The sequence below is a fragment of the Entomohabitans teleogrylli genome (genome assembly GCF_001484765.1).
Lineage (GTDB): Bacteria > Pseudomonadota > Gammaproteobacteria > Enterobacterales > Enterobacteriaceae > Entomohabitans > Entomohabitans teleogrylli.
This window is the reverse complement of the sequence record NZ_LLXO01000029.1, coordinates 52,458-78,304: the sequence shown is the minus strand read 5'-3', so window position 1 is coordinate 78,304 and position 25,847 is coordinate 52,458. Positions and strand designations below refer to the sequence as shown.

20 protein-coding genes are annotated in these 25,847 nt (G+C 55.0%); 11 read left to right on the top strand and 9 right to left on the bottom strand.

All coding sequences use genetic code 11. The features are described 5' to 3' along the window. Window positions 1-96 (top strand): serine transporter (locus AQ981_RS28225; protein ID WP_082683251.1); only part of this gene is annotated, 96 nt, incomplete at its 5' end. A 63-nt stretch (window positions 97-159) separates the two neighbouring features. Then, on the top strand, window positions 160-1,527 hold the full coding sequence (locus AQ981_RS22095) for an L-serine ammonia-lyase (RefSeq protein ID WP_058913929.1): 1,368 nt from the start codon (window positions 160-162) through the stop codon (window positions 1,525-1,527). Between the two features lie 217 nt (window positions 1,528-1,744). On the opposite strand, the gene AQ981_RS22090 is transcribed toward AQ981_RS22095, so the two are convergent. After that, window positions 1,745-2,194, bottom strand: a complete 450-nt coding sequence (locus AQ981_RS22090; RefSeq protein WP_058913928.1) for a helix-turn-helix domain-containing protein — start codon at window positions 2,192-2,194, stop codon at window positions 1,745-1,747. Window positions 2,195-2,669: 475 nt separating this feature from the next. On the opposite strand from AQ981_RS22090, the gene rimO reads away from it, so the two are divergent. Then, window positions 2,670-3,998, top strand: a complete 1,329-nt coding sequence (gene rimO / locus AQ981_RS22085; protein ID WP_058913927.1) for a 30S ribosomal protein S12 methylthiotransferase RimO — start codon at window positions 2,670-2,672, stop codon at window positions 3,996-3,998. A gap of 133 nt (window positions 3,999-4,131) precedes the next feature. Here the strand turns inward: rimO and AQ981_RS22080 are convergent, their stop codons facing one another. Then, on the bottom strand, window positions 4,132-4,755 hold the full coding sequence (locus AQ981_RS22080) for a helix-turn-helix transcriptional regulator (RefSeq protein ID WP_082683250.1): 624 nt from the start codon (window positions 4,753-4,755) through the stop codon (window positions 4,132-4,134). Window positions 4,756-5,129: 374 nt separating this feature from the next. On the opposite strand from AQ981_RS22080, the gene AQ981_RS22075 reads away from it, so the two are divergent. From AQ981_RS22075 to AQ981_RS22055, 5 genes are all read left to right on the top strand, one after another. After that, on the top strand, window positions 5,130-7,721 hold the full coding sequence (locus tag AQ981_RS22075; protein ID WP_058913925.1) for a BapA/Bap/LapF family prefix-like domain-containing protein: 2,592 nt from the start codon (window positions 5,130-5,132) through the stop codon (window positions 7,719-7,721). Between the two features lie 58 nt (window positions 7,722-7,779). Beyond that, window positions 7,780-9,312 (top strand): TolC family outer membrane protein, encoded by a 1,533-nt coding sequence (locus AQ981_RS22070; RefSeq protein WP_082683249.1) that lies wholly within the window; start codon window positions 7,780-7,782, stop codon window positions 9,310-9,312. Window positions 9,313-9,367: 55 nt separating this feature from the next. Then, the gene (locus AQ981_RS22065) at window positions 9,368-11,494 is read left to right on the top strand and encodes a type I secretion system permease/ATPase (protein WP_058913933.1); all 2,127 of its coding nucleotides are present in this window, start codon (window positions 9,368-9,370) and stop codon (window positions 11,492-11,494) included. Between the two features lie 188 nt (window positions 11,495-11,682). After that, window positions 11,683-12,789 (top strand): beta-barrel domain-containing protein, encoded by a 1,107-nt coding sequence (locus AQ981_RS22060; RefSeq protein WP_420809785.1) that lies wholly within the window; start codon window positions 11,683-11,685, stop codon window positions 12,787-12,789. A gap of 52 nt (window positions 12,790-12,841) precedes the next feature. Continuing rightward, on the top strand, window positions 12,842-13,294 hold the full coding sequence (locus tag AQ981_RS22055) for a phage tail assembly chaperone (protein WP_058913922.1): 453 nt from the start codon (window positions 12,842-12,844) through the stop codon (window positions 13,292-13,294). Between the two features lie 154 nt (window positions 13,295-13,448). Here AQ981_RS22055 and gsiD read toward each other — a convergent pair whose 3' ends face one another. The 5 genes from gsiD to AQ981_RS22030 form a co-directional block, all read right to left on the bottom strand. Next, window positions 13,449-14,360 carry a glutathione ABC transporter permease GsiD gene (gene gsiD / locus AQ981_RS22050; RefSeq protein ID WP_058913921.1) on the bottom strand — a complete coding sequence of 304 codons (912 nt, stop codon included), beginning with the start codon at window positions 14,358-14,360 and terminating at the stop codon, window positions 13,449-13,451. Window position 14,361: 1 nt separating this feature from the next. Further along, window positions 14,362-15,282, bottom strand: coding sequence for a glutathione ABC transporter permease GsiC (gene gsiC / locus AQ981_RS22045; protein WP_058913920.1), 921 nt, complete (start codon window positions 15,280-15,282; stop codon window positions 14,362-14,364). 90 nt (window positions 15,283-15,372) lie between these two features. Then, a complete protein-coding gene (gene gsiB / locus AQ981_RS22040; RefSeq protein WP_058913919.1) occupies window positions 15,373-16,911 on the bottom strand; it encodes a glutathione ABC transporter substrate-binding protein GsiB in 1,539 nt (512 codons plus the stop codon). A 49-nt stretch (window positions 16,912-16,960) separates the two neighbouring features. Then, on the bottom strand, window positions 16,961-18,820 hold the full coding sequence (gene gsiA / locus AQ981_RS22035) for a glutathione ABC transporter ATP-binding protein GsiA (RefSeq protein WP_058913918.1): 1,860 nt from the start codon (window positions 18,818-18,820) through the stop codon (window positions 16,961-16,963). 10 nt (window positions 18,821-18,830) lie between these two features. Next, window positions 18,831-19,769 carry an isoaspartyl peptidase/L-asparaginase gene (locus AQ981_RS22030; RefSeq protein ID WP_058913917.1) on the bottom strand — a complete coding sequence of 313 codons (939 nt, stop codon included), beginning with the start codon at window positions 19,767-19,769 and terminating at the stop codon, window positions 18,831-18,833. Window positions 19,770-20,044: 275 nt separating this feature from the next. Here AQ981_RS22030 and moeA point away from each other — a divergent pair, with 275 nt between their 5' ends. Then, entirely contained in the window at window positions 20,045-21,277 is a 1,233-nt protein-coding gene (gene moeA, locus AQ981_RS22025; RefSeq protein ID WP_058913916.1) for a molybdopterin molybdotransferase MoeA, read from the top strand. A gap of 1 nt (window position 21,278) precedes the next feature. Further along, the gene (moeB, locus tag AQ981_RS22020; RefSeq protein WP_058913915.1) at window positions 21,279-22,031 is read left to right on the top strand and encodes a molybdopterin-synthase adenylyltransferase MoeB; all 753 of its coding nucleotides are present in this window, start codon (window positions 21,279-21,281) and stop codon (window positions 22,029-22,031) included. 47 nt (window positions 22,032-22,078) lie between these two features. On the opposite strand, the gene AQ981_RS22015 is transcribed toward moeB, so the two are convergent. After that, window positions 22,079-23,671, bottom strand: a complete 1,593-nt coding sequence (locus AQ981_RS22015; RefSeq protein ID WP_058913914.1) for an ABC-F family ATPase — start codon at window positions 23,669-23,671, stop codon at window positions 22,079-22,081. A gap of 227 nt (window positions 23,672-23,898) precedes the next feature. Here AQ981_RS22015 and ldtB point away from each other — a divergent pair, with 227 nt between their 5' ends. Then, the gene (ldtB, locus tag AQ981_RS22010; RefSeq protein WP_058913913.1) at window positions 23,899-24,819 is read left to right on the top strand and encodes a L,D-transpeptidase; all 921 of its coding nucleotides are present in this window, start codon (window positions 23,899-23,901) and stop codon (window positions 24,817-24,819) included. A gap of 77 nt (window positions 24,820-24,896) precedes the next feature. Here the strand turns inward: ldtB and AQ981_RS22005 are convergent, their stop codons facing one another. Then, a complete protein-coding gene (locus tag AQ981_RS22005) occupies window positions 24,897-25,844 on the bottom strand; it encodes a fimbrial protein (protein ID WP_058913912.1) in 948 nt (315 codons plus the stop codon). Window positions 25,845-25,847 lie beyond the last annotated feature (3 nt).

Here is a 25,847-nt window from a genome sequence, read left to right as displayed (position 1 = left end):
GCGATGCGCAAATACAGCGGCCATATCAGCAACGCCTTTGTGGTGCTGATGGGGCTTATCGCCATCTCCGCCATCTTCTACTCACTGTTCAGCTAAGTCTTCAGCGCCGCTGTTACCGGCGGCGCCTGCGTTTTCTCTGTAACCACCTATGGTGCCATTATGATTAGCGTCTTCGATATTTTTAAAATCAGCATTGGGCCTTCCAGCTCGCACACCGTCGGGCCAATGAAAGCAGGGAAACATTTCGTTGATACCCTGGAGCAAAAAGGCATACTGCATAACGTCACCCGGCTGGTGGTGGATGTTTATGGCTCCCTGTCGCTGACCGGCAAAGGCCACCATACGGATATCGCCATCATCCTTGGGCTTTCCGGCTACCTGCCGGACACGGTCGATATTGACGCCATCCCCGGCATTATTCAGGACGTTAACACCAACCACCGCCTGTTTCCGGGGCAAGGCGAACGCGCAATCGAATTCCCGGTCGCGGAATGTATGCGCTTTCATAACGAATTCCTGCCGCTGCATGAAAACGGCATGAGCATTACCGCGTTCTGCGACGGCAAAATCGCCTATTTCCAGACCTACTATTCCATCGGCGGCGGCTTTATCGTCACCGAAGAGAACTTTGGCAAAAGCCAGGACGCCGACGTGGATATCCCGTTCCCTTTCTATTCGGCGCGCAATCTGCTGGCCCACTGTCACGATAACTGCCTGTCAATCTCTGCCGTGATGATGAAAAACGAGATAGCCCGCCATGGCCGCAGCTATGTGGAACAAAATATGGCGAAGATCTGGGATACCATGAGAAACGCCATCAACCGTGGGATGAACACCGAGGGCATCCTTCCCGGCCCGCTGAAAGTGCCGCGCCGCGCATCGGCGTTGCATCGGGTACTGGCGCCCCAGAGCCAGTCAATTACGCCACTGAGCGCCATGGACTGGGTCAATATGTTTGCCATGGCGGTAGGCGAAGAAAACGCCGCCGGCGGTCGGGTAGTCACTGCCCCGACCAATGGCGCCTGCGGCATTATTCCGGCGGTACTGGCCTACTACGATCGCTTTATTAAAGAAGTCACCCCGGAAATCTACCTGCGCTATTACCTGACCGCCGGGGCCATCGGCATTCTGTATAAAATGAACGCCTCGATTTCCGGCGCCGAAGTGGGCTGCCAGGGGGAAGTGGGCGTTGCCTGCTCAATGGCCTCCGCCGGCCTGGCGGAACTGCTGGGCGGCAGCCCGGAAAAGGTCTGCATCGCCGCGGAAATCGGCATGGAGCATAACCTCGGGCTGACCTGCGATCCGGTGGCCGGCCAGGTTCAGGTTCCATGTATTGAGCGCAACGCCATTGCCGCCGTAAAAGCAATCAACTCGGCCAGCATGGCGATGTACCGTACCAGCGATCCCAAAGTCTCGCTGGATAAGGTGATCGAAACCATGTTTGAAACCGGTAAAGACATGAACGCCAAATACCGCGAAACCGCCCGCGGTGGTCTGGCAATTAAAGTGGCGGTTTGTGAATCCTGAGTCACCGAGAAAACGCCTGTCCGCAGGCGTTTTTCATTTATCTCTTAATGCGGATAATTAAAGAGCGCCGCAGCCGGCAAACGCAATATACCCAATGTCCGTCCAGTCAGACGACCATCGTCTTCAACAATATGCGTTATTTTTGCTGCATGTACCGGAAACGCGAACCAAAAGCGTGTGGTTAATCAGCGCGTAATTATTTACTGAGCGACACGGCTTAATCTTTTTTAGCGGAATCCTGCGGCACAAACGACCAGACCACGCTGCGGGTAGCGGAAGAGGTGTACCACTCATTAATCGCCGCATCCGGTTTCTTTTTTTCCGCCGCCAGCGCCGTGGAAAATTTCTCTTTGGGCTGACTCCCCTGTTTTTTGCGAATACGCATCCGCGCCGGCGTATCCGCATTAAGCGGCGCATTAACGGCGCGAATATGTGAGTCGTATAAAATGGATTCCAGCTGATGCAAACGATCCAGACCGCGTAAGATGCCAATCAGGGTGCTCAGCGTCACCGCCTCCCCCAGTTCGACACGTTTGATGGTTGCGGCACCTACCTGTGCGCGTTCGGCCAGTTCAATCTGCGACAGCCCGAGCTGCATGCGGGTTTCTTTAATTCTGCGACATAATTCAGAAATAATTTCACTGTCGGACATCGTACTGAAGCGCATCTCAGTTCCTCTACTGCGTAATGAGTCAGGGCGAATTATTTAATATATTACCTTACAAATAAAGCGGATAATTTCAGTTTTGCGATGATATCAGCATTATTTTTTGCAACCATGATAATTCCCAGACAGATGTAAAATTAAAGCGTGCTAAATTAATGACATAGATGGAACACATACCAGGCTGAGAATTAATACTCATCGGCTGCCAGCCCCCCTTTAATTAACAAAAAATGCCTTTATCGTTATTCAGGCGCTATTTACACGCTAAAAAAGAGATTTATCGCAACGCAGGGGCGCCAGACTTTATTTCTCGCGCCAAAACCTTAAAATAAAAGTGGTTATCAATCCGCCGCGCCGCTCTGCTAGCGGCCAGCCAAACGTCCATCGCCACACCGGCACATAACGGTACAATTTCATCCAGGATATCTGTAGAATCCCTGCCCTGAATATCCCAATAACGATGAATTTTTGACCTATGAGCAATGTGTCGTACCGCCAGCCGAAAATTGGCTTTGTCTCCCTCGGCTGCCCGAAAAACCTCGTCGATTCTGAACGCATTCTTACCGAACTGCGCACTGAAGGTTATGACGTGGTTCCCCGCTATGACGATGCGGATATGGTGATTGTCAATACCTGCGGCTTTATCGACAGCGCGGTACAGGAATCCCTGGAAGCCATTGGCGAAGCCCTGAATGAAAACGGCAAGGTGATTGTCACCGGTTGCCTGGGCGCCAAAGAAGATCAAATTCGCGAAGTGCATCCCAAAGTGCTGGAAATCACCGGCCCTCACAGCTACGAGCAGGTGCTGGAACACGTTCACCACCACGTACCGAAGCCCCGGCATAACCCGTTTTTAAGTCTGGTACCGGCCCAGGGCGTGAAACTGACGCCGCGCCACTACGCCTATCTGAAGATTTCCGAAGGCTGTAACCACCGCTGTACCTTCTGCATTATCCCTTCTATGCGCGGCGATCTGGTCAGTCGGCCAATCGGCGAAGTGCTGGCCGAAGCCAAACGTCTGGCCGATGCCGGGGTTAAAGAGTTATTGGTGATCTCCCAGGACACCTCCGCCTATGGCGTCGATGTGAAACACCGCACCGGATTTCACAACGGCGAGCCAGTGAAAACCAGTATGGTCGGGCTGTGCGAGCAACTGGCGAAACTGGGGCTGTGGGTCCGCCTGCACTACGTTTACCCCTACCCCCATGTCGATGAGGTCATCCCGCTAATGGCGGAAGGCAAAATTCTGCCCTACCTCGATATCCCGCTGCAGCACGCCAGCCCGCGTATCCTGAAACTGATGAAGCGCCCCGGCTCGGTGGAACGTACTCTGGAGCGCATTAAACGCTGGCGCGAAATCTGCCCGGAGCTGACGCTGCGCTCCACTTTTATTGTCGGGTTCCCCGGCGAAACGGAAGACGATTTCCTCATGCTGCTCGACTTCCTTAAAGAAGCGCGTCTGGACCGGGTTGGCTGCTTTAAATACAGCCCGGTGGAAGGCGCGACCGCCAACCAACTGGCGGACCCGGTGCCGGAGGAGATAAAAGAAGAGCGCTGGAACCGTTTTATGCAGTTGCAGCAACAGATTTCCGCCGAACGCCTGCAGGAAAAAGTGGGCCGCGAAATCATGGTGATCATTGATGAAGTGGACGACGAGGGCGCCATTGGCCGCAGCCAGGCGGATGCCCCGGAAATCGACGGCGCCGTCTACCTGAACGGTGAAACCGGCGTCAAACCCGGCGATATCGTGCGCGTGAAAGTGGAAAACGTCGACGAGTACGATATGTGGGGAAGCCGGGTATAATCCCTGTGCCGGCCCTTTTCCGGGCCGGCCAGCCCCCTATCCACAATTGCCCTCACCGGCTCCGGCGTATCGCTGAACGCATACAGCCCGATACCGGGCTGACACTTCGCCGGCGGCTACAGCTTCCGTCAGGCTACGCGGCTTTATCGCCATGCGAACACAGGGAGTGCAGATACAACGAGATAATCGACAGCGATTTCTGAGTGTTCGGTACCCCCATCTTACGCATCAGCTTAATTTTATGACTACTGATGGTTTTAAAGCTGCGGTTACTCTGCCGGGCTATCTCTGTCACGCTATGTCCTTCTGCCAGCAGCATCAATATTCGGGTTTCCATTCCGGTTAGTTCGCTGTTAATACTGGTCTGGCTATCCGGCTGGGCATAGCGATTTCTGAGCAAACCTGCCAGCATCTCTTTAATTTCAAAAATTCCGGCATGTGAAGAAATATAAAGACATTCAATATTAAAAACATAACGTAGAATTTTACAGAGAATCTCTTCACACATGATAATGGCATTAATCCTGGGGGAGTTTCTGAGACATCGCTTGATAAAAACAATGTCATTATAATTAATATTATGCTCATCCAGCACGGCAATGATGGTCATATCGTGATCTTTATCAGGTATTTCACTAATCCTTTTGTAGACAATTGTCTCATTATAGAAAAAATAACCCAGTAAAGAAGAAAGTCCATTTGCGGTGTACTGACACTCCCCGACAATAGCAATGCGACGTCCAGCTCGCCTCAACATAATCACCCTCCTGTCCTTAGGATTCGAATGTTCAACCGCAAACAGACTATACCAACTCCTCCCTTAATATCCAGCGTTTGGTAAAATCCCGGCACAAAAAAAGCTGAGCAAAACTCATTCACTCCGATAAGAGGATTCCTGGTGTTATTTTAATTAACTATATGATTTTACTGGTGATGATAAAAACACCACCGAGTAAGTTGAGTCGTTTCCTAATTCATGGGGCAAATATTTAAAACCCCAGGGCATTCCGTTATGCTCGCTGTCACTATTAACCTCCGTTCACAGGTCATGCGCTAAGACTTAATTGTGAATCCATTGCAATAAAAATGGCCAATCCTTATCAGCCATCTGCCCGTAAAGGAATTTCAGACATGCAGAAAATTCAAATTATTTCGCCGTCAGGGAACATCAAAAAGACGGCCAGCAATAGCCATAGCATTAAGGTTACGCAACCCGGTAGTATTATTAAAATCATCATCGACAAAACGGAAATTACCGGTAGCCAGAAAGCAAATAACAACCTCGTGTTAGTTAAAAAAAATGGTGAGAAAATTCTTCTTGAAGACTTTTTTTCGCCGGATAACGTCGCAAAAACGAAACTGGTGATTGAAGACGGCGGCCATCTTTATAAAGCTGAATATGATGGTAAAAATTTTGCCGGGCTGGATTTTGTCAGTGTGAAAAGTATCGATGAGGTGGTGGCCAATCCTGACGGCCCCGGTACGGCAATCTGGTTAGTTCCCTTAGTTGGCGCAGGTCTGATTGGTGGTATCATTGCTATCGCTAAACATCAGGATAATGATGATAGTTCCGGCTCTTCTGATTCATCCGCCAAAAAAGATCTCGCGACCGCCAGCCGTACGCTGGAAGCAAAACTCAACGGCCTGAGGGCGGCAAAACAGCAACTGGAAAACGCTGAACAGGCGCTGAAAGCCAATCCGCAGGCGAACACCGTTAAGGCAGTCAACGATGCCCAAAAAGCGCTGGCGGATGCCAGCCGTGAGCTGGAACAGGCAAAGTCACATCTTGATAAGGCGATTAGCGAGGCGAACAAACAAAAGATTGATACCCACAGCGCGCAAGACAGCGCCAAACAAGCCGCCGACGCACTTTCTGACGCGACTGCAGCGCAAAAAAACGCCGAAAAATTAACCCACAGCGCGGAAAAACTGCTTTCCGCCGCCGGTGACGAGGCGCTATCGGCACTGAAAAATACCCTGACTCAGGCGGAGCAAACGGCCAGCCTGGCCAGAAAAGAGCCGACTCAGGGCAATATCGACAGCGCTCAGGCACAACAAACCCAGAGCAATGCCGCGCTGAGTTCATTGCAAACATTAATTAACAACCTGAAAAGTGCCATTGACCAGGCTAAAGCGCAGGGCATCAATGTCAGCGCCGCTACGCAGTTGTTACAGACTCTGGAATCGCAGCACGAGAAATCGGCCAGGCAGATCGCCGAAGACATTCAGGCGGCGCTGAAAAACCAGCAGGATATCAATACCGCACAATCTGCCCTCACCCACGCCCGCCAGGCCGCCGACGCGGCGCAGGCGGCAAAACAGAACGCCGAAGAAAAGCTCCGCATCGCACAACAACAAAAGCAGCAGGCCCTGGAACAGCATCAGGTAGCAAAGGTCCAGGAGATCAACGATCGCATCAAAGAAGCCAATAAGGCTCTGGATGACGCGCGTAAAGCGGCTGAAAACGCCAATAAAGCCATTGACGATGCGCAGAAAGCCATTGACCGGATAAGCCCTGATGTCGCACCGGCCATGAAACCGCAGCCGCTGACGCCATTACAACCAGACAGCTTAAAACCGATTGATAAAGGACTGGTGGTCGACAATCAAAAATCTTTCACACAGTCCATTCAGGATTTCGCTAAACAGGTCTCCGAACTATTCAACACCCTGTTCCAGGAAATTGGTAATTCAGCGCCGGCGAAAATTTTCAAAAACATCATCAACGACATGATTTCCAGCTTCCATACCCTTGATGATGTGCTGTCAGCCAAAGCCAGTGCGCTGGTTAATTCCCTGAAAACCATTTTTACAGGTGGCGCCGATTTGGCAAAAGCAGAAGCCGCCTTTTTCAAAAATCTGTTGAAAATAGGTATTGATACAGTAAAAGAGCTGGTATCAGAAACCGCCAACAGCATAAAAAATGGTATTACGACAGCTCTTTCCGGGATTGCTGAATCGGTCTCAAAAGCCCTGCAAGGTATCACCCTCAGCGATCTATTAAACCCGGCAAGATGGGTGGAACTGGCGAAAAATGTGGTTACTGAAACTATCGGTAAAGTGATCACCAACATTCTCAATATGGTGAAAGAGATTCCGGCAAAAATCATTGATGTGATGAAAGAGCATATCGGTGAGCTGGGTGGCGCGCTGGCCGAAAAATTCACTGCTCAGTTTAATACCATAAAAACCGCGCTCTCCGATGTTGTCAAAGCGCTTTTTGACGGTTTTATAAAGAATCCGTTAGACAAACTGGTGAAACCTATTCTGGACAAAATCAGCGAATTTATGAGTAATCCGGTCGAGTCAATCCAGAAACTGTTGTCAACAATTTCGGACTGCATCAAAGACGGTATGGGCATACTTAAAAATATCGCCTCACTGCCCGGTAAATTCTTCGATGCCGCTAAAGAACTGATTAAAAATATTATTGACTCAGCGAAGCCCGCTAAAGTGAACGAGGGAGACGGTCATGAGATTCAGAATAGCCCAACAACGAAACTCAATAGCAACGTCAATGATGAGGTGAAAAATCTGCTGAAGGCCTTAAACAAGGACAGTCACAAAGACAAAAACGCCATTAATCTGGATAAGCATGTTCCCCCGGCGAAGGGAAGCGAACAGGCTACGACGTCTGACAAGGCGCCGGCAATCAAAGATACGCATCTGTCGCTGGCACATCAGGATGATGAACATTCCGCCATGATCCCTGTCGCTGCATGATGCCCCCCGTCCCCCAGGACGGGGGCCTTTATTACCTGAAGTATCGGAAATAAAAATAATGGATTGGTATTCAACTGCAATAAAATATCTTTTTTTTATCTCTACATTAGTATTAGCCGATGATTCAATTGCAGCGGATACAGTATTTCCGGTCACGTTCGATTCTGCCCCAACGCCAAAAACCAGCCCGGGTAATCGCCAGCGCTTATTAACAGCAGCGCCCGCCCCCCGGCCACAAAACAGCATACCGGCCAGACAACCACAGCAGAAACCGCTTACCGCACGCCCGGCGTTTGGGCCGCCAGTAACGGTTTCACCAGTACCGGCGCCGCTCCCGGCAGTAGAAGCAAAACGGCAGCCCAACGACCAGACCGCGGAGCCAGTTGCCCGGGCGGATAGGGTCACACTGAAAAGCGCCGTGACGATGGCCTTACGCTGGCACCCGGAAATCAAGCGCGCCGCAGAGGAGCTGGCGCAAATGAAAGAGACGGTCAGCGAGGCGCGGGCCGGCTATTTTCCGAATCTAAGCTCACGGATTCGCTCAGGCTTCGAAGGTCAGGAGCGTGATAAACGATCCAGCAGTATGGAGCTCATCGCCAGCCAGTTACTGTACGATTTCGGGAAGACGGGCAACAAGGTTAAGCTGGCCAGCGCCGGCGCCAACCGCGCCGCGCTGATGCTGGCCAAAAGCATCAACACGATTATTTACGAAACGACCCACAGCTACCTACAAACGCTGCGTTTTCAAAAGCTGGAGCAGATTGCCCGCCGGCAAACCGCCGGTTTCTCCGCCATCAACCAGATCGCCAGTAAACGCGCCGACCTCGGCGCCAGCGCGGAATCCGATTATTCCCAGTCCCGGGTCAGACTGGCGTCTTCGCTTTCGCTATTGCACGACTATGAAGCCCAGGCAAATCGCTGGGCCGCGACCCTCGATAATCTCACCAATACTCCGGTAGCCGCGCGCCTTGCCGACAGCCCCTCCGGCGCGATGAAAAACGTATGCCGCAATGTCGATATCCAGCGCTTACATTCGCCGGATATTGAAATCGCGCGCGCGCAGATTGACATTGCCAAAAGCCAGATTGCCGAACAAAAAGCCAACTATTTCCCGACCATAACCCTCAACCCGGGCTATGAGTACAGCCTTGAAAATAGCGATCGCGACCACAATGACCGGGACGGGAAATTTAACGTTTTCGTGAATGTCGCGGTCCCGCTGTTTGAAGGCGGCGCCCGGCTATCCCGCACCCGCCAGGCCGAGCAGGCCCTGTCCGCCGCACAGTATAATCTGGACAAAGATATCAGCGACGCCAGAAGAAAAATAACTGAGGCCAGCAGCCAGATAATCAGCCTGGAACTGAGTCTTGATGCTAAACAGCAAAGGGAGAAAGACGCGGTCAGGACGCGCGATCTTTATAAGATGCAGTATCTGGAACTCGGCACGCGCCAGTTTTCCGATCTGCTCAATGCGGAATCAGAAATCCATCAAACCCGGATGGATATCATTAACAGCCAATTCACCTTCCAGATGCTGACGCTGGACTGTTTATATTACTCCGGCCATTTGGCGAGTTTTTTTAATAACTAAATGATGCCCCCTGACTGAGATATTCATTGTGTATAAAACATCCGGCGATGATGACGTGCCAAATAATCAAAATATTCTGTTTGAACGCCCTGACTACCTGCAGGCCTGGGAAGAGGCGATCGTTGAGATAGCCCACCACTATCGGCTGGACGTATCACAGCAAAATATCCATATCACCGCACAGCACCACCATAATAGCGCCGACGATGCCCTGATTCGCTTAATGGCGAAGCGCGCCGGGCTGGCGCTGAAAACCACCGCGCCCGCTCAGCTACGGCTGAGCAACTGGCTTTTGCCGGTGGTACTGGAAATGCATGACGGCAAGCTGGCGATTGTAAAAAAAATCGAGCACGGCGATACCCTGCTGGTGACCTTCACCGGCGATCAGGGACTTATTTCTTCGCTCTCGTTCGATGAGCTTCAGCAGCACGGCAAACAAATAATCACGCTGCGGCCGATAAAAAACGCCCCCGACGCGCGCATCGATGATTATATTCGTCCGGTAGAACCCAACTGGATCTGGCGGATAATCTTTCATGATATTCGCCCTTATTACTTTGTGATCCTCGGGTCATTATTTGTCAATATTCTCGGGCTTGCCGGAATTACGTACTCCATGCAAACCTATGATCGTATTATTCCCTCTCAGTCATGGCCGACAATGTGGGTATTATTTTCCGGGGTGATACTGGCATTTATCCTCGATTTTATCCTGCGCCTGCTGCGCTACAGCGTGACGGATATTTTAGGCAAGCGGGCGGATTTAAAAATTTCCGATCGGGTCTTTGGCCACTCATTACGCATTCGCAACGGTTATCGCCCCCAGGCGACGGGGTCGTTTATCGCGCAGCTCAAAGAACTGGAACAAGTGCGGGAAATGCTGACCTCATCCACCGTCGTGGCGATTGCCGATCTCCCCTTCTTCTTTTTGTTCCTGTTGATTATTTATTCGCTGGCCGGGCTGGTTTTTCTGGTGCCGCTGGCCGGGATGTTGCTAATGGTGCTGCCCGGATTACTGTGCCAGAAAAAACTGGCCATGCTGGCGCGCACCGCCATGCGTGAAGCCAACCTGCGTAACGCCATGCTGGTAGAAACCATCCAGGGGCTGGATGACATTAAACAGTTACAGGCGGAATACCGCTTCCAGCACCAGTGGCTGCATTATACCGCGACCACCGCCCAAAGCGGACTGGCGTTAAAACACCTGACCCATAAATTGCTATCCTGGTCATATCTGGTACAGAACGGCGTATTCGTTTGCGTGGTACTGGCCGGGACACCGCTGGCGATGAGCGGCGAGCTATCCACCGGCGCACTGGTGGCGGCCTCTATCCTCAGTTCACGGATGATGGCGCCGGTATCGCAACTGGCGAATATCCTTACCCGCTGGCAGCAAACCAAAGTCGCCATCTCCGGGCTCGACAGTATTATGCACACCCCGACGGACTATCCCGAACAGGGCCGTCGGATCCATAAGGCCAGTCTTAGCGGGCATTATGCCTTCAAAGACACCCTCTTTCGCCACCATATCAATAGCCCGCGACCGGCGCTGGCGATCCCGGAACTGAACATCACCGCCGGCGAGAAAATCGCCATTCTGGGACGTAATGGCTCCGGCAAATCCTCACTGCTGAGCGCGCTGGCCGGGCAGATGCTCTGCGAGCGCGGCACCCTGACGCTGGATAATATTCACATCGATAACCTCGATCCCGCCGATCTGCGGCGCGATATTGGCTACCTGCCCCAGCATGCGCGGTTGTTCTATGGCACGCTGCGCGAAAATTTAACCCTCGGCGCCCCGCTGGCCAGCGATGAGGAGATTTATCAGGCTCTGGCGCTGAGCGGCGCGCTCGGTTTCGTGAACGACTTGCCCAACGGTATTGAATACCAGGTTCAGGAAGGCGGTCTGGGGCTGTCCGGAGGCCAGCGCCAGTCGCTATTGCTCAGCCGCCTGCTGCTGCGTCAGCCGGATATTCTGCTGCTGGATGAACCCACCGCCGCGCTGGATGAAGAAACAGAACAGCATGTGATTGACAGCCTGCATCCCTGGATCGCCAGTAAGACGCTGATCATCGCCACCCATCGTAAAGCCGTGCTGGCGCTGGTGGACAGAATCATCATCGTTTCGCAGGGAGCGGTTGTCCTCGACCAGCCCCGGGAACAGGTTATTGATACCCTTTAAGGCTCATGACTATGCGAACTCCGTTAACCCAACGCGACTCATCCTTAATGAAGCGCTGCGCATTTATTCGCTGGATTTTTCTGCGCCGCAAGCCAGATGCGCTCTGGAACACCGACCGGGATATCGATGAGGTGCTGACCTTCAGCGCCGGACATGATATTCAGCTCAGCGGCGCGGCGCGAATTATCATGGTTATTTGCCTGTTTCTGGTGCTATTTGCCATCTGGGCCAGTCTGTTCAGCATCAGTGAAATCTCACGCGGACACGGTAAGGTGATCCCCAGTTCCCGAGAACAGGTGATTCAGTCCCTTGACGGCGGCATTCTGCAACGAATTAATGTCAGGGAAGGGCAAATTGTCACCCCCGGGGAGGAGCTGGCGCAACTGGAGGTCACCCGCATCAGCTCATCTGTAGAAGAGTATCAGGCGAAATACTATGCGCTGCTGGCTCAACAGGCGCGCCTCAACGCCGAAGGAAACCATGTCGAACTCACCTTTCCACCGCAGTTATCGGAAAAACCGGAACTGGTCGAGTCCGAAACCCGGCTGTATTTGTCGCGGAAAAAGCAATTCGCGGACGCGCTGAGCAATATCCGTGAATCACGCGCGCTCATCGACCAGGAGCTGAGCATTAATACCCGGCTGGCCGCCAAAGGCGCTTCCAGTACAGTGGATGTGATTCGTTTACGCCGCCAGTTGGTCGATCTGAGTATGAAGGAGTCTGATCTGTATGCCGGTTACCAGGTAAAATCCCGCGAAGAGCTGGCCCGGGTGTCTGCCGAAACCGCCGCGCTGGCCCAGGTGATCCGCGGCCGCGAGGATTTACTTGCCAAATCAACCCTGCGATCGCCGGTACGCGGTATTGTAAAAGACATTGAAATCAACACGCTGGGCGGCGTCATTCCGCCGAACGGGGCAATCATGCATATCGTTCCGCTTGATGACACACTGCTGATCGAAGCGCAAATTTCCCCGCGCGATATCGCCTTTATTCATCCGGGGCAGGCGGCTAAAGTCAAAATTACCGCCTATGACTACTCCATTTATGGCGGTCTGGACGGCGAGGTTATCACCCTGTCCCCGGATACCATCAAAGACGAGCGCAAACCCGATGTGGTGTATTACCGGGCCTATATTCGTACCAGCCGCGATTACTTGACCAATAAAACGGGGAAAAAATTGTTTATCTCGCCGGGGATGATCGCCTCCGTGGATATTGTCACCGGCAGTAAAACGATCGCCGATTATTTAATCAAGCCTTTTAGCAAAATTAATGAAGCATTACGGGAAAGATAACTCCCTCCTGTCATCATCACCCAACGCGGTGGGTTTAATTAAGGAAACAACCATGCAAAACGAATTTAAAGAGATCGCTATTGGCGGCCATACCTTTATGTTAATACAACTGGATCCGTGGCGGCGCTTAGCGTTTATCGCCGATTTACAGAAAGAATTTCTGGTACCGCTATTAAAAAGCGGTAATGAAAACGATCTTGATAAACTGAAGAATAACGATATTGATATGCTGGCGATCCTCTCCGGCTTTTCTGCCGCCCTGGACAGCCATACCCTGGAAAAATGGACCCGGCGTATTCTCAGCGATGGGCTGATTGTCTATGACCGCGAAGATGGCCAGAGAGCAAAGCTCAGCTTTTCCGAACTCAATAAATTTTTCACCCAGCCCACGGATATTTTGTTGCTACTGAAAGAGGCGGTTCTGTTCAATATCGCCGACTTTAGCCAGTTGCTGAGTTCGTTTAATCGCCAGGGAACGCAGCCTGGCAAAGTCAGCGAAGGATAATCGCAATCAGGAACACAGCCAGCCCCCGCCGGACTCACACAAACCCCGTTCACTCGCCGTCGGCCAGGTGAACGGGTTTTTTCGCTGGAATAACCCGCTATGGACAACAAAACACCCAGCCAGCTATCAACATTGCGCGCGCTTTCACATCTTATTAGCCCTTAATCTTCGGATCCAGCGCGTCGCGCAGCCCATCCCCCAGCAGGTTAAACGCCAGTACCGTGATAAAGATCGCCATACTCGGGAAAATAGCCACATGAGGAGCAATCACCATATCCGCCCGCGCTTCGTTGAGCATCGCACCCCACTCCGGCGTCGGCGGCTGAGCGCCAAGCCCGAGGAACGACAAACTGGCGGCAGAGATGATCGAAGTACCAATACGCATGGTAAAAAACACCACGATAGACGATACAGTGCCCGGCAAAATATGACGCAGCAGAATCGTGAAATCAGAAGCGCCGATACTGCGCGCCGACTCGATAAAAGTCTGGTGCTTCAGTACCAGCGTATTGCCGCGCACCAGACGGGCGAACGCCGGAATGCTGAAAATCGCCACCGCGATAATAACGTTGGCCATTCCGCTGCCCATCACCGCCACCACGGCAATAGCCAGTAAAATACCGGGAAAAGCGAACAGCACGTCGCACACGCGCATAATCAGCCGGTCCCACCAGCCTTCGTAGTACCCCGCCAGCAACCCGAGCACTGTGCCGATACCGGCGCCGATGGCCACCGATATCAACCCGGCGGCCAGCGATATTTGGCTGCCGACCAGTACCCGGCTAAAGATATCCCGCCCCAGAGAATCCACCCCAAACCAATGCTGCAAAGAGGGGCCGTCGTTGAGACGGTCGTAATCGAAGTAATTTTCCGCATCAAACGGGGCGATCCACGGCGCGATCACCGCCAGCAGAAACAGCGCCGCCACAATAGCTCCCGCCGCCATCGCCAGCGGCTGAGCGCGCAGCCGGCGCCAGAACTCGCGCCACGGGGTGCGGATATTATCCGGCGTCACGACCGGCATGCTGTTCAGTATTGCCTTACGGCGCCAGTTAAACAGAGCCATATTATTTATACCTGATCGCCGGGTTAATGGCGGCATACAACATGTCCACCACTAAGTTGATAAGAATAAACTCGAGGGAAAACAGCAAAACTTCCGCCTGAATCACCGGGTAGTCACGCATTTCCACTGAATCCACCAACAGACGTCCGAGTCCCGGCCAGTTAAACACTTTCTCCACTACAATAGACCCGCCGAGCAGAAACCCAAACTGCAGCCCCATCATGGTTACCACCGGAATCAGAGCGTTGCGCAGCCCGTGTTTGATAATCACCCGCCGCTCCGGTACCCCTTTGGCCCGGGCAGTACGCATATAGTCTTCCTGCAACACATCGACAAACGCCGCCCGGGTAAAACGCGCCATGACCGCCGCCACTGCCGCGCCAAGGGTGATTGACGGCAGAATATAGTGCCGCCAGCTATCCGCCCCGACGGTGGGAAGCCAGCCTAATTCGACCGAGAAAATTTGCATCAGTACCATACCCAGCGCAAAAGCCGGGAACGAGATACCGGAAACCGCCAGGGTCATGCCCAGCCGATCCGGCCAGCGGTTGCGCCATACGGCGGCGGCGATCCCGGCGCCAAGGCCGAACAGCGTCGCCCAGACCATGCTGGACAGCGTCAGCCACAGGGTCGGCATAAAACGGATGGCGATCTCTTCCGATACCGGCCGCCGGGAGGCCATAGAGATGCCAAAATCCCCCTGCACGGCATTACTGATAAAATGCCAGAATTGTACCCACAGCGGCTGATCGAGCCCCAGTTGCCGGCGCACCAGTTCCACCACCATGGCGTCAGCTTCCGGACCGGCAATCAGGCGCGCCGGGTCGCCGGGCAGTAAGTGAACGAATAAAAACACCAGCACCGCCACAATCAGCAGCGTCGGGATCAACCCCAGCAGGCGCTTTAAAAAATAATTAAGCATGTACGACCTTTTCTCTCGCGTACCGGCGACTCCCTGTTGCCGACGCCGGATGGCCGGGGGAACGCCCCGGCCCCGCTTCATTTCACACCGTCAGTTGAGATCAGCGTCCTCAAAACTGAACCCGGTATCCGGCATCACATAAAAACCGCTGAGATTTTTACTGTGGGCGGACACCAGTTTTTCCACCACCAGCGGGATCCACGGCGACTCTTTCCAGATGATATCCTGAGCATCTTTATACAGTCGCGCTTTCTCTTCGCCGCTGGTGGTTTTCAGCGCATCAGCCAGATCGCTGTCCACCTGCGGATTACTGTAAAACGCGGTGTTGAACAGTGTCGGCGGCCAGTTGCGCGTGGCGAACAGCGGCGACAGCGCCCAGTCCGCTTCCCCGGTGGACGCTGTCCAGCCGGTATAGAACATGCGCACGCCGCTCTCTTTCTGCCCTTTGCCTTCCACCTGCGCCGCACGCTGGCCGGCATCCATGGCGGTAACCTGAACTTTTACGCCAATCTGCGCCAGTTGCTGTTGGGTAAACTGCAACACTTTCTGAGCGGTACTGTGGTTATGGGAAGACCACAACGTAGTGGTAAAGCCGTCGGGATATCCGGCTTCTTTCAGCAGTTCCCGGGCTTTCGCCGGGTCGTAAGGCCAGGGCTGATAACTTTGCGAGTAAGCGATGGCCGGCGGCAACACGCCGGTAGCCGGGGTCGCGAAACCGGCAAACGCCACCTTCACCAGCGCCTGGCGGTTGATGGCGTAGTTCAGCGCCTCGCGCACTTTCGGGTTATCGAACGGTTTTTGCGTCACGTTCATACTGATATAGCGCTGCATTATCGACGGCGAGGCCACCAGTTCCAGTTTCGGGTTCTTTTCCAGTACCGCCGCCTGTTCGAAGGGGATCGGGAACGCCATGTTCGCCTCCCCGGTTTGCAGCATCGCCGCCCGGGTATTATTGTCCACCACCGGACGCCAGGTGATGGAATCCAGCTTCGGCAGGCCCGGCTGCCAGTAGCCGTCAAACTTCTTCACCTTCACAAAATCGGTCTGATTCCAGGTCACCAGCTCATACGGCCCGGTGCCTACCGGATGGAAACCGATCTCCTTGCCGTATTTTTCCAGCGCCGCCGGGGAGATCATCGCCGTGGCCGGGTGGGCCAGGATATTGATAAAGGCCGAGAATGGCGACGTCAGCACAATTTTCACCGTCCCAGGATCGACCACTTCGGTGCTGGCGATATTGCGGTACAGGTTGTAACGCTTGAGGTGGTTATCCGGATTACTGGCCCGATCGAGATTCACCTTCACCGCCGCAGCGTTAAAGTCGCTACCGTCCTGGAACTTCACCCCGGAATGCAGTTTGATGGTATAAGTCAGCCCGTCATCAGAAACGGTATAGCTCTCGGCGAGGACATTTTTGATCTTCATGTCCTTATCAAGGCCAAACAACCCCTGGTAGAAAGACTTCGCCACTGCCTGAGAAAGGGTATCGTTGGCGTCATAGGGGTCGAGTGTCGTAAAGTTCGAACCTACCGCCACCACCACATCTTTGGCAGCCAGAGCCGGAGCGGCCATCATGGCGCATGCCAGTCCCGCCGCGATCATCCCGTAACGTATTGCGTTGTGTTTCATCATTATTCTCCTGTAAGTCCCTGCCTGTATGCTGGCCTGACGGCCGGCGCTAAACATGCTTACCCGCCATCCCAACCGGATGGCGGGCCACGTAATGCCCCGGCCCAACGGCGACCAGCGGCGCAACAGCCGGATTATCCCCCACCTTGCGAACGGCGCTCGGCAACTCATCTGACAATAAAATCCCCTGGTGGCGACGGTGGCCCGGATCGGCCACCGGCACCGCCGCCATCAGCTTGCGGGTATAGGGGTGCTGAGGATTTTCAAATACCGCCCGGCGCGGCCCCATCTCGACAATCTGGCCAAGATACATCACCGCCACCCGGTGGCTGATCCGCTCAACCACGGCCATATCGTGGGAAATAAATAAGAAAGCAATACCAAACTCCTGCTGCAAATCGAGCAGCAGATTAATAATTTGCGCGCGGATCGACACATCCAGCGCCGAAACGGATTCATCGGCGATCACCACCTGCGGATTGAGGGCCAGCGCCCGGGCGATGCAGATACGCTGGCGCTGGCCGCCGGAAAATTCGTGGGGGTAGCGCTGTGCGTGCTCCGGCGACAGGCCAACCCGCTCCAGCAGCCAGGCCACTCTCTGGCGCGCGGCTTCCCCCCGGGCGACGCCGTGGATCAACAGCGGCTCCATAATCGAATACCCCACCGTCAGGCGCGGGTCCAGCGAAGCGTAAGGATCCTGGAAGATAAACTGAATATTGCGCCGCAGGTGCTGTAACCGGGCGCCGGACAGAGTATCAATACGCTGGCCGTTGAAGGTAATCGAACCGCCCTGGGTCTCCACCAGGCGCAGCAATGCCCGGCCGGTAGTGGACTTACCGCAGCCGGATTCCCCCACCAGCGCCAGCGTCTCTCCGGGATAGAGATCGAAGCTGACATGCTCCACCGCATGCACTTCCCGGGTGACCCGGTTAAGGATACCGCTGCGCAGCGGGAAGCGGGTCACCAGATCGCGAACTTCGAGGATCGGTGTTCGCTTGTCAGGGGCCGCCAGCGGCGCGTCGGACGTCCCCTGCTCGCCGGGCAGCGGAAAGCGGCGCGGCAAATCGCTACCGCGCATCGCCCCCAGGCGCGGCACCGCAGCCAACAACTTTTGGGTATAAGGATGTTGCGGGTGGTTGAAAATCTGCTCCGCGCTGCCGGTCTCCACCGCCTCGCCGTGGTACATCACCAACACCCGATCGGCCATATTGGCCACCACGCCCATGTCATGAGTGATAAAAATCACTCCCATGGACATTTCCTGCTGCAGCACGCGGATCAACTGCAGAATCTGCGCCTGAATAGTAACATCCAGCGCCGTGGTCGGTTCGTCGGCAATCAGCACCGCCGGACGACAGGAGAGCGCCATGGCGATCATCACCCGCTGGCGCATTCCCCCGGAAAGCTGGTGTGGATAACGCTTGAGCATCATATGCGCTTCGGGGATCCGCACCAGTTCCAGCATACGCTGCGCTTCGCGCATGGCTTCTTCGCGCCCCAGTCCCTGGTGCAGGCGAATCGACTCGGCGATTTGTTCTCCTACCGCAAACACCGGATTAAGGGAGGTCATCGGCTCCTGAAAAATCATCGCCATATCGGCGCCGCGCACCTGGCACATCTCCGCGCCGCTGAGCTCCCGCAGATCGACCACCTCTTTATTGCGCCGCCTCAGCAACAGCTGGCCGCTGTCTACCTGGCTGTCACTCGCGGACAGCAGACGCATCAGCGCCAGCGCCGTCACCGATTTGCCCGAACCGGACTCGCCGACAATCGCCAGCGTCTCGCCGCGCCGCAGGGTAAAAGAGAGCTGGCGCACCGCGGTCGTCACCTGCTGCTGTTGGGGAAAGCTGACGTTCAGGTCGCTAACGGACAGGATTTGTTCGTCCGGCAGTTCATGGCTGTGGGGCACGCGCCCTCCTTTATTCGCGATAGATCCCAACGCTTGGCGCGTCACCCACCCAGGCCCAGGCCCGGTACATCCCTTCAGTGGTAAACGGCAATGCCACATTGCCTTCCCGATCGACGGCGATAGCCCCGCCGTCGCCCCCAAGGGTGGGGATTTTTTCCATAATCACCCGCTCCGTCGCCTGGTGCAGGCTCAGGCAGCGGTACTCCATCAGCGCGGCAATATCATAGGCCGCCTGGGCGCGGATATAGACTTCGCCGGTACCGGTACAGGAGACCGCCACATTAGCATTATTCGCGTAGCAGCCCGCGCCGGGCAGCGGCGAATCACCCACCCGGCCCGGCAGTTTGTTGGTCATTCCGCCCGTTGAGGTGGCGGCGGCGAGGTTACCCGCCAGATCAAGCGCCACGGCGCCGACGGTTCCCAGCTTGTCGGCTTCATCAAGGGGCGCGCTATGGTCAAGCGCCACCTGCTGCGCGCCAATAGCCTGCAGCAACTGCTGGCGGCGCTCTTCAGTAGAGAAAATTTCCGGCGACACCGGCGTCATGCCGTGTTGCATGGCAAACGCTTCCGCCCCGTCGCCGATCATCAGGACATGCGGGCTGCGCTCCAGCACCAGCCGGGCCGCCAGCACCGGGTTGCGCAGGTGGCGAACGCCGGCCACCGCCCCGGCATTAAGGGTGGCGCCGTCCATCACACAAGCATCCATCTCATGGGTGCCATCGCGGGTGAACACCGAACCTATACCGGCATTGAACAGCGGGCACTCTTCCAGCAGGCGCACCGCTTCCGTCACCGCCTCAATGGCGCTGCCGCCAGCGGCAAGAATCTCCTGCCCGGCGCCAACAATATCGGACAATGCCCGGATATACGCTTGCTCTTTGTCCGCACTCATCTGGCCGCGGGAGATAGCTCCTGCGCCGCCGTGGATGGCAATCACTGCCCTCGCCATATGCACCTTCACTATTAACGTATTATTAAATAACGTATTTTAGCTTATCGTTATCCGTTCCGGCCGCTTGGCCGCCGTACCAGAATCAGGACCAGTATAAATATCACTAACATCATCCGGCACTTATTCGATTTCTGAATATAGAAAGATGAAAAAGTGATGTAAAGCCAGGATGTTAACCATTACCCCGCCCGAGGTAGCGCTAAGACGTTCAGTGTCACGGTGTAATCTGCCATAATAACCTTCTTTCTTTTTTCCCCGCGCAGGAGCTACTCATGGAATTTACTGCCGGTCTGATCCCGCTGGAAAGCGCGCTGGAGCAGATGTTATCCCGTATTTCTCCACTGACTGAATCACAGACCGTTCCGCTGCTTGCCGGCTTTGGACGTATCACTGCCCTGAATATTACCTCCCCGCTCGACGTGCCCGGATTCGATAACTCGGCAATGGACGGTTACGCGGTGCGCATGGCCGACGTGGCGGCCGGTAAACCGCTGCCGCTGGCGGGGAAAGCTTTCGCCGGTCAACCGTTTCACGGCGACTGGCCGACCGGCACCTGTATCCGCATTATGACCGGCGCCCCGGTGCCGGCAGGCTGCGAGGCCGTGGTGATGCAGGAGCAGACCGAAACCGTGGCGGAAGGTATTCGCTTTAGCGCCGGGATAAAGCCGGGGCAGAATATCCGCCGCCGGGGTGAAGATATCCGCTGCGGCGCTACGGTGCTGGAAGCGGGTCAGAGGCTGACCGTCGGCGAACTGCCGCTGCTGGCGTCGCTGGGTATCGCTGACGTGCCGGTAACCCGCAAAGTGCGCGTGGCGCTGTTTTCCACCGGCGATGAGCTACAGTTACCCGGCCAGCCGCTGGCGGAGGGGCAGATTTACGACACCAACCGGCTAACGGTCCATCTGATGCTGGAACAACTGGGCTGCGAGGTGATAAATCTCGGCATTATTCGCGACAATCCCGACGCCCTGCGCGCCGCTTTTGCCCAGGCGGACAGCCAGGCGGACGTGGTTATCAGTTCTGGCGGCGTTTCCGTCGGAGAAGCTGACTATACCAAACAGATCCTCGACGAAGTGGGTGAAATCGCCTTCTGGAAGCTGGCTATCAAACCGGGGAAACCCTTCGCCTTTGGTCGGCTGAAAAATAGCTGGTTCTGCGGCCTGCCCGGCAACCCGGTTTCCGCCGCTCTGACCTTTTATCAACTGGTGCAGCCGCTGCTGGCGAAACTCAGCGGCCAGCGCGCGCCGGCGCTGCCGCTCCGCCAGAAAGCCCGGGCCGCGGTGACGTTTAAAAAAACCCCGGGGCGCCTCGATTTTCAGCGCGGCATTCTGCGCACCGGTCACGACGGCGTGCCGGAAGTGATCAGCACCGGGCACCAGGGTTCGCATATTTTCAGTTCCTTCAGCCAGGGCAACTGCTTTGTAGTACTGGAGCGCGAACGCGGCAAAGTGGAAGCCGGCGAATGGGTGGATGTCGAGCCGTTTAATCATCTGTTTGGAGGTTAAGATGGCGGAAGCGCTGAGCGATGAAGAGATGATGCGCTACAACCGGCAGATCATTCTGCGCGGTTTTGACTTCGACGGCCAGGAGACGCTGAAAGCGTCACGGGTGCTGATCGTCGGGCTTGGCGGGCTGGGCTGCGCCGCCTCTCAGTATCTGGCCTCCGCCGGCGTCGGTTCGCTCACCCTGCTGGATTTCGATACCGTATCGCTGTCGAATCTTCAGCGCCAGACCCTGCACCGGGACGCCACCATCGGCCAGCCGAAAGTGGCATCAGCGCGCAGCGCACTGGCGGATATCAACCCGCATGTGGCGCTGCGGCCTATTGATGCGCGGCTCGACGACGAACAACTCGCCGCGCTGGTGCGCGAACACCATCTGGTGCTGGACTGTACCGATAACGTGGAGATCCGCAACCGGATTAATCGCGCCTGCTACGGGGCGCGCGTGCCGTGGGTGTCCGGCGCCGCCATCCGCATGGAGGGGCAAATCAGCGTCTTCACCTGGCAGCAGGATGAACCCTGCTACCGCTGCCTGAGCCGGCTGTTTGGCGAAAACGCCCTGACCTGCGTTGAGGCCGGGGTAATGGCGCCGCTGATTGGGGTGATTGGCGCTTTGCAGGCCATGGAAGCGATTAAATTGCTGACCCACTACGGCACCAGTTGCGCCGGGAAAATCGTCCTGTATGACGCGATGACCTGTCAGTTCCGGGAGATGAAACTGGCGCGCAATCCGCACTGCGAGGTGTGCGGCCAGTAATCGTTCGGGCCCACGCTGCGGGGGACGCTGCGCCCCCCGTCAGTGGGTTATTCCACGCCTTTGCTGCGCAGATAGTCCTCATAGCCGCCGCCGAAGTCGACAATCCCCTGGGCGGTGATTTCCACCAGTCGGGTAGCCAGCGAACTGACAAACTCCCGATCGTGGGAAACGAAGATCAGCGTCCCCTGGTACAATTCAAGGGCGATATTCAGGGCTTCGATAGATTCCATATCCAGATGGTTGGTCGGTTCATCCATGACCAGAATATTCGGGCGCTGCATCATTAACTTGCCGAATAGCATCCGCCCCTTCTCGCCCCCGGACAGCACCTTCGCCGGTTTCTTAATATCATCCTGGCTGAACAGCAGACGCCCCAGAATACTGCGTACCGCCTGCTCATCGTCCCCTTCCTGCTTCCACTGGCTCATCCAGTCAAAAACCGTCAGATCATTGTCAAAATCCGCCGCATGGTCCTGGGCGTAATAGCCGATACGGGCATTCTCTGACCACTTTACGCTACCGCTGTCGGGCGGCAGTTCGCCGACCAGGGTTTTCAGCAGTGTCGTTTTACCCACGCCGTTGGTCCCCAGCACCGCCAGCTTCTCGCCCACCTCCAGCAACATACCAAACCCTTTAAACAGCGGGCCGTTATCAAACCCCTTGCTGAGTTCCTGCACTTCCAGCGCGTTGCGGAACAGCTTCTTCTCCTGCTCGAAGCGGATAAACGGGTTCTGGCGGCTGGAAACTTTCACCTCTTCCAGCTTGATCTTGTCAATCTGCCGGGCGCGGGAAGTGGCCTGGCGCGATTTAGAGGCGTTGGCGCTGAAGCGGCTGACGAATGACTGCAGCTCGGCAATCTGCGCTTTCTTCTTCGCGTTGTCCGACAGCAGGCGCTCCCGGGCCTGGGTGGCGGCGGTCATGTATTCATCATAGTTGCCCGGATACACCCGCAGCTCGCCGTAGTCGAGATCCGCCATATGGGTGCACACCATATTCAGGAAGTGGCGGTCATGGGAGATGATGATCATGGTGCTGTCACGCTCGTTCAGCACCTGCTCCAGCCAGCGGATAGTATCGATATCGAGGTTGTTGGTCGGTTCATCAAGCAACAGGATATCCGGATTGGAAAATAGCGCCTGCGCCAGTAGCACACGCAATTTCCAGCCGGGCGCCACCTCGCTCATCGGGCCGTAGTGCTGCTCCAGCGGAATGCCGACCCCAAGCAGCAGTTCACCGGCCCGGGATTCGGCAGAGTAACCGTCCATCTCGCCATATTTGACCTCCAGGTCGGCCACTTTATAGCCATCCTCTTCGCTCATTTCCGGCAGGCCGTAGATGCGATCGCGCTCCTGCTTCACTTCCCACAGCTCGGTGTGACCCATAATCACCGTGTCGAGCACACTGAACTGTTCAAAGGCGAACTGATCCTGACGCAGCTTACCGATACGCTCATTGGGATCGAGCGACACATTACCGGCGGTCGGCTGCAAATCGCCGCCGAGAATTTTCATGAAAGTCGATTTGCCGCTGCCGTTGGCGCCAATCAGGCCGTAGCGGTTGCCGCCGCCAAACTTGACGGAAATGTTTTCAAACAGCGGCTTACTGCCGAACTGCATAGTGACGTTACTGGAAACTAACACAGGCTTTTCCTGAAAATAATGTGATAAACGCCGCATTATGCCATACTTGCCGGAGCTATTCGCGCCCGTTATTTGTCGTCGGCTGCCGGGGGGAGATGAAAAACGTGCATTTCATCCACATCTGAATTCCCAGCGCCGCCGAATGCACCTATAATGCGCTCCCGGCACTATCACCTGTTCCATCAACTAAAACGGCCTGTGTGGCACAAATACACAACACATCAATCATGACTATGAAATTACGTACACTTTTTCTGGCAGCTTTTGCTGTGGTGAGTTTTTGCAAAACCGCCTCTGCCGTGACCTACCCTTTGCCCACCGATGGCAGCCGTCTGGTAGGGCAAAACCAGGTCGTTGTTGTCCCGGAAGGCAACAAAGAACCGCTGGAATATTTCGCCGCGCAATATCAATTAGGGCTTTCCAACCTGATGGAAGCCAACCCGGGGGTCGATCCCTATCTGCCCAAAGGCGGTACGGTGCTGAACATCCCGCAGCAGTTAATCCTGCCGGATACGCCCCATGAAGGTATCGTGATTAACAGCGCCGAAATGCGCCTCTATTACTACCCGAAAGACAGCGGCACCGTGATTGTGCTGCCTATCGGCATCGGCCAGTTGGGCAAAGACACGCCGATCAACTGGGTCACCAAAGTCGAGCGTAAAAAGGCCGGTCCGACCTGGACGCCAACCGCGAAAATGCACGCTGAATACCGCGCCGCCGGCGAACCGCTGCCCGCCGTGGTACCGGCTGGCCCGGATAACCCGATGGGGCTGTACGCGCTGTATATCGGTCGCCTGTATGCCATTCACGGTACCAACGCCAACTTTGGGATCGGCCTGCGCGTCAGCCACGGCTGTGTGCGCCTGCGTAACGACGATATCAAGTTCCTGTTTGACAATGTACCGGTCGGCACCCGGGTGCAGTTTATCGACGAGCCGGTCAAAGCCTCTACTGAGCCGGACGGCAGCCGCTACATTGAAGTCCACAACCCGCTTTCCACTTCAGAAGCGCAGATTGAAAACAACGAAGTGGTGCCGATTAGCCTGACCCAGTCGCTGCGTCAGGTGACCGACGAAGCCGGTGTAGACCAGAATATTCTCGGCCAGGCGATTGAGTCCCGTTCCGGTATGCCGGTACGTCTGAACTAACGCGCTGAGACAACCAACAGAAACGGAGGGCAAATGCCCTCCGTTTTTATATGTCACCATCCACGTAGTACCCTGCGCTAGAGATACACAAACGTCACCCCAATGATTGACTGAACATTCCCCGCCGTAACCTGACCGGTCGTGCGCCCATATCCGGCGGTTAACCCCAGATCCACCGGCGATGTGCCCACAGTACCCAGCGATACATTATTGTTGGTCGCCACCGCGCTCCCACTGCGTGATAACTGGACGCCAATCCCCTGCGCCGGCGAATTGGTTGCCAGGTTAGCAAATACTGAATTGGCTGAATCCACTGTTGTGCCGGTCAGGTAAAAACCCAACCGCTGATCCTTGGCGCAATGAACCGTCAGCGGGACTGCCGCCGTGCCAGGGTAATCAGGGAGAGTGATCGTGACATCACGTGCCGAGACATCACAGCCGCCTGTCGGTATGACAACATCATTACTCGCGAATATATTCCATGTAAACGTGGCGGTATTGACATTTACCCCTGGCTGGCCTTTATCCTGCCCTAACTGGAACATGACAAGTGTAGCGATCAAATCACCCGTTTTTACCACCACACCAGAGGCCGCAGATACCGGTGTCAGATAGAGTTTGGTGTCCCATGCAGAATAATCTCCGGATGAGAATAATTGTGCACTCGTCGAGGTCGTTAGCGGGAAATTATAGGTAACACCATAATATTTTACTGAACCGGTAAAATTAGCCAGCACACCGGCGTATGAAGAGCCTGAAACCAAGCTAACGTAATCATCCCTACCGTTTGGCACAGTATTTTTACACTCAATTGATGTGGACAGATCCACAACCAGGTTTTGCCCCGGTAAAAGAGAGGGTTGCAAATTAACATATACGTTAGCTGTTTCTGTCACATTGGTACTGGTAACTTCATTTCCGGTATAGTCTTTACATCGAAAAGCATGACTACTGTTTGAATAAATAATCAATGATAAAAAAATAAATAATATATTTCTGATAGTTGTAAAATTACTGGATTTCATATT